Source organism: candidate division KSB1 bacterium (assembly GCA_022562085.1).
GTDB lineage: Bacteria > Zhuqueibacterota > Zhuqueibacteria > Oceanimicrobiales > Oceanimicrobiaceae > Oceanimicrobium.
In genome coordinates, this window is record JADFPY010000317.1 from 1 (window position 1) to 5,260 (window position 5,260).

Here is a 5,260-nt window from a genome sequence, read left to right on the forward strand (position 1 = left end):
CGTGGCGAATGAGCCGTTGGAGGTGATTGGCGAGAAGAAGTTCCGGCAGTTGGCCTGTCACACCTGCCATATCGATAAACCGGATGCGCGCGGTCCTTCGTTGGTGGGTGTCTTTGGGGAGCCGGTTCGTTTGCAAAATGGCCGGACCGTGACCGTCGATGAAACGTACATTCGTGAGTCGATTTTGAATCCGAATGCCAAGATAGCTGCGGGCTACCGGCCGGTGATGCCGACCTTCAAAGGCCAGATCGACGAAGTTGGACTGTTGCAGATTACGGCTTATATTAAATCGTTAACTAAGAATAAATGAGGACGCTGACCTTTTGTCAAAAGAGTATTGGGAAACGCTGACCTTACTTAAAGAAGGTCAGCGTTTCCGAGAAAGCGGGAGTCACTAAATGAGCACAGCGGTTTTCAAACCACGTAAATCTCAGCTCGCCGATGATACAAATGGCGCATCAAATTATCTCAACGCCGGGTTTTCGGTCAAGTCCTGGCTGTTAACCGTTGACCACAAACGCATCGCGCTTTTATATCTGATTTCGATTACACTTTTCTTTTTTCTGGGCGGCATGTTTGCAGTTTTAATTCGCCTCGAATTGCTGACGCCGCAGGGCGACCTGATGCAGTCCGAGACCTACAACAAAATGTTTACCATGCACGGTATCGTGATGATTTTCTTTTTCCTCATCCCGTCGATTCCGGCAGTGCTGGGTAACTTTCTTATCCCGTTGATGATTGGTGCTAAAGACCTTGCCTTTCCGAGAATAAACTTATTGAGTTGGTACATTTATTCCGTGGGCGGCTTGTTTACTTTTGCAGCTATTGTCTTCGGCGGAGTGGACACGGGTTGGACTTTTTACACACCCTATAGCAGTACGTATTCGAATTCAAATGTGATTCTTGTAGCGGTCGGCGTTTTCATTACCGGTTTTTCTTCTATTCTAACCGGTTTGAATTTTATCGTGACGATTCATAAAATGCGTGCGCCAGGCATGACCTGGTTTCGGCTGCCGCTGTTCGTTTGGGCGCATTACGCCACCAGCATCATTCAGGTCTTAGGCACGCCCGTTATAACCACAGCAATTATGTTGATCGGTTTGGAACGGTTGTTCGGATTCGGTATTTTCGATCCGAAGCTCGGCGGCGACCCGCTGCTTTTTCAACACCTGTTCTGGTTCTATTCTCACCCGGCGGTCTACATCATGATTTTGCCGGGAATGGGCGTCATCAGCGAAGTCATCACCTGTTTTGCCAAGAAGAAAGTATTCGGATATTCATTTATCGCTTTTTCGAGTATCGCCATCGCAGTGCTGGGGTTTCTGGTGTGGGGACACCACATGTTTACCAGCGGTCAGTCGATGTACACCAGCCTGGTTTTTTCGATTCTGACTTTCCTGGTGGCGGTTCCATCGGCGATCAAAGTGTTCAACTGGACAGCCACGCTTTACAAAGGCGCGGTCTCTTATGATGCTCCCATGCTTTACGCGCTTGGATTTATCGGTCTGTTTACCATCGGCGGGCTCACGGGTATTTTCCTCGGCACGCTGGCGGTCGACGTTCATGTTCACGACACTTACTTTGTAGTCGCCCACTTCCATTATATAATGGTCGGTGGCGCGATTATGGCGTATATGGCCGGGCTCCACTTCTGGTGGCCTAAAATCACCGGGCGATTGTATCCTGAAGGTTGGGCGAGGTTTTCGGCGCTGGTGATCTTTATCGGGTTTCATCTTACATTTTTCCCGCAGTTTATTGTGGGTTATCTGGGGATGCCGCGCCGCTATCATGTCTATCCGGAAGAATTTCAAATTTTAAATGTCTTGTCAACGGCAGGCGCGACGATTCTTGGAGTCGGATATTTGATTCCGCTGATTTATTTTACCTGGTCTTTGAAATCGGGACCAAAGGCCAGTGCTAATCCATGGGGCGCAAAAGGTCTGGAGTGGGAGAAAGCGTCATCACCGCCCTCGCAACACAATTTTGAAAAAACGCCGGTGGTGAATGAAGAGGCTTACGACTATCAACCGACGATCTGGTTGAAATAAGGAGAGTTGATTTGGCACACGAACACGTCGCACTGCAACATCATTTTGACGACATGGAGCAGCAGCTCGAAGCGTCCACTTTGGGAATGTGGGCGTTTCTGATTACGGAAGTTCTGTTCTTCGGTGGGCTGTTTGCCGGCTATTTGATTTACCGCACCAAATTTCCCGAGGCTTTCGATTTGGGGAGCCACGAACTGGATATCAAACTCGGCGCAATCAACACCGCTGTTTTGATTGGCAGCAGTTTGACTATGGTGCTTGCGGTTTATTTCGCCCAGCTGGGCCAGCGCATGAAAATCGTTATTTTTCTGTTTGCAACTCTGGTGCTTGGCGCTACTTTCCTTGGCATCAAAGCCGTTGAGTACTCGCATAAAATCCATGATGGTCTTCTACCCGGTCCCGGTTTTGCGTTAGATAGTCCAATTGCTGATCAGGTGAGAATCTTCTTTTCATTTTATTTTTCCATGACGGGCTTGCACGCGTTTCACATGATTATTGGCGCGGGTTTGCTGAGCTGGCTTATGTATAATGCCTGGAAAGGAAAGTATGACTCGTCATACAACACGCCGGTTGAGCTGGTCGGTCTGTACTGGCATTTTGTAGATATTGTTTGGATTTTTCTGTTTCCGCTGCTCTATCTAATAGGAAGGAACTGATGTCTCAGCATATTGTCCCGATGAGGGTGTACTTCGTAATTTTCTTCGCGTTGATGATTTTAACGGCCACTACCGTTTGGGTGGCATTTTTCGACCTCGGCGCTGTGAACGATGCGGTTGCCCTTGGCATCGCCTCTACCAAAGCGATGTTGGTGATTCTTTACTTCATGCACGTCCGCTACAGCAGCCGGCTCACCTGGATTTTTGCGGCCGTCGGCTTCTTCTTTTTGTTCATCCTGCTTGCCTTTACCCTGAGCGATGTGCTCACCCGCGACTGGATACCTGCTTCTGGTGGGTGGAGTTCGGAGGGTGGTGGGGCACAGTAGAATTTCTCTCAATTATTCGCCGGCTATAACACACCTGAACTAAATCGTATTTTTGAAATTGACATGTCAAAACCAGACAAGATTATTGGAGGCATGGAATGGCTACTTTAGCCAATAATGTTCTACAACAAATTGGGGCACCAGTTGTTCGTTTCTCCGGTACAATACTTTATGTCTCCCTGACTGATGGCCGTTCCGATGGAACGGCTAGAGTGGTTAAATTGGTTAATGAATGCAACACAGGAACAGCGTTCGATATTTCTCCCAACAAGCTAAATTTAACATTCTAATTCCTCTCTATCCTCAAAACTTTCAACCCGCCGCTGCCATTCGCAACAAAAAGCAAATCATCAAGCGTTGCAACAAAATTCGTTGAGCCGGCGAATTTGACACTTCCTATTTCTTCGAATCCATTTTTTGTAATAAAGAGGACACTTAAGCCGTCGCTGCCGTTGGCCATAAACGCCAGCTCAAGGTTGATCGAAATTGCATTGCAATGACCTCCCTCCGGGGCTGGAAATCCTTTCAGGGTTTCTTTCTTTAAATCATACATCATCATCCCGCAATCCCACGCGGAAAGATAGATCCTGTCTCTCACCACCTGGATTTCTGCTTTGGCTTTGTAGAAGTTGGGACAGCCGAGAGGAATGGTCTTTAAGAATTCCCGGCTTGGGCGGTCAAATAAATGCAAATTCGTTCCGGTGCCTTCCATGACTACAAAATATTCTTTATTTTTATCGATTGCTTTGGCAGCATCGATCTTGATTTCTTTTGAGAGGATTAGACCGTCTTCATGTTGATCAAAGATTGACAAGGTGCCGTCAGTGGTTCCAGTGGTGACAAAAATAGCATCATCAAAGCAGGCTAAGTCATTGGCATTAAAGCTCGGCAAGTCCACGCGTTCTGAAAGATCGGTCAGACGGTAATCATCCAAAGTGATGACTTCAAGAACCGCCGGGGTTTTAAAATTTGAGTTGTGGTCGCTATCCGTAGCGCCGCCGAGGTAAAGCCTATCATCCCAGGCAATGGCAAGGGTGATATCTGTGTCGCGAAAGAGCGCCAGCGATCTGCTGACTGGCCGGTCTGCTGTTTTGAGACCAAAAATTTCAACGCCGCCGCGAAATTCGTTGTTGCGTGTACTGTAGGAAACATATGCATGATCATCATTGAGAGTCACGTGGTTTGCCTGTAATTTGTGGCCGTCAATTTCCGGGGGCTCGACTTCTGCCAAAAGAATTAATTTGGTGTGCGTGCGTTTTGAAGCGCCGGCTTTGCTCAATGAACTTGGAGAGTCTAACAGTATTTCCTGGTTGAAGTATTTGATGCGGCTGTTCAAAATCTCAGGGTCATTTTCGAGAACGATGCGTTCTGCTTCAAATGGATCTAACACTTGTTTGCCGCAAACCGTGATCAGCAAGGTAAACCCAATTAAGCTTATTGTTCGTGCAAAGTTTTTTGATTTTAAGATCGTCATATCTTCCTCTTTCTGTTTAGAATTTTAAATCCGGCACCCATTTTTTTTTCAACAGGACTTTGACCCTGGTTTCGAGAATTCTGTCCCACGATGGAAAATCCGCTGGAACAATTTCAGCGATTAATGACCGTTTGATTGCCCCAAACCTGTTTTCGATTTCGGACGCATGTGATATCGCAGTTGGATAAATTTTCCGGATGACGCCATCTGACTTTTCGCCGTTTTCAAAATAGACTTTGACCTCATCCCCGCCATGAATTGACTTTTCAAAAACGCTTGAAAAATAGGCTTTCACAAAAGTGTTTTTTTCATCTATAATTTTGATGATCGGTTCACCTGCCCTGACCACCTCGCCTTTATGTTTGTAGATCGTCGAAACGAGCCCGGCTTTTGGAGCGTAGAGAACTCTTTCTCCGACAATCCCGTAGCCGCTTGGATCTATATACATTTGGTTTTTATAAGATTTCAGTTTTTTGGAAGTTGCTCCAAATACGATTTGCAGGGCCGATAAATCGTATTCAGCGCGCTTTAACCTATCTTCGAGCGTTAATAGTTGTGAGCGGGTGATGGCATCGATTGCGATGAGTTCTTTTGCACGCTGATATTCGCTTTTTAACTGAACAATGGTCTCTTTTTTTTGAAAAATATTTTGTTTGAACAGTTCGAGCTTGCCCGTTAGGTCGATGATTTTTCTTGCGGTTGAGTAGTCGCCGCTTAGTTCAATCTCAATTTGATTGGCAAAAAACATATTGCCAA

The 5,260-nt window shown here is 46.5% G+C and carries 7 protein-coding genes; 5 read left to right on the forward strand and 2 right to left on the reverse strand.

The features are described from left to right. The 5 genes from IH879_19095 to IH879_19115 all read left to right on the forward strand — a co-directional run. Positions 1 to 310 (forward strand): c-type cytochrome (locus tag IH879_19095; protein ID MCH7677034.1); only part of this gene is annotated, 310 nt, incomplete at its 5' end. Positions 311 to 398: 88 nt separating this feature from the next. Then, positions 399 to 2,048 carry a cytochrome c oxidase subunit I gene (gene ctaD, locus IH879_19100; protein ID MCH7677035.1) on the forward strand — a complete coding sequence of 550 codons (1,650 nt, stop codon included), beginning with the start codon at positions 399 to 401 and terminating at the stop codon, positions 2,046 to 2,048. 53 nt (positions 2,049 to 2,101) lie between these two features. Next, positions 2,102 to 2,704, forward strand: coding sequence for a cytochrome c oxidase subunit 3 family protein (locus IH879_19105; protein ID MCH7677036.1), 603 nt, complete (start codon positions 2,102 to 2,104; stop codon positions 2,702 to 2,704). Then, positions 2,704 to 3,030, forward strand: a complete 327-nt coding sequence (locus IH879_19110) for a cytochrome C oxidase subunit IV family protein (GenBank protein MCH7677037.1) — start codon at positions 2,704 to 2,706, stop codon at positions 3,028 to 3,030. Before IH879_19105 ends, IH879_19110 begins: the two co-directional genes overlap by 1 nt. A 98-nt stretch (positions 3,031 to 3,128) precedes the next feature. After that, positions 3,129 to 3,320, forward strand: coding sequence for a hypothetical protein (locus IH879_19115; GenBank protein ID MCH7677038.1), 192 nt, complete (start codon positions 3,129 to 3,131; stop codon positions 3,318 to 3,320). Here the strand turns inward: IH879_19115 and IH879_19120 are convergent. Both IH879_19120 and IH879_19125 read right to left on the reverse strand, forming a co-directional pair. Continuing rightward, on the reverse strand, positions 3,317 to 4,504 hold the full coding sequence (locus tag IH879_19120) for a hypothetical protein (GenBank protein MCH7677039.1): 1,188 nt from the start codon (positions 4,502 to 4,504) through the stop codon (positions 3,317 to 3,319). The genes IH879_19115 and IH879_19120 overlap by 4 nt on opposite strands. Before the next feature lie 16 nt (positions 4,505 to 4,520). Continuing rightward, a partial coding sequence (locus tag IH879_19125; protein MCH7677040.1) for an HlyD family efflux transporter periplasmic adaptor subunit occupies positions 4,521 to 5,260 on the reverse strand: 740 nt, incomplete at its 5' end.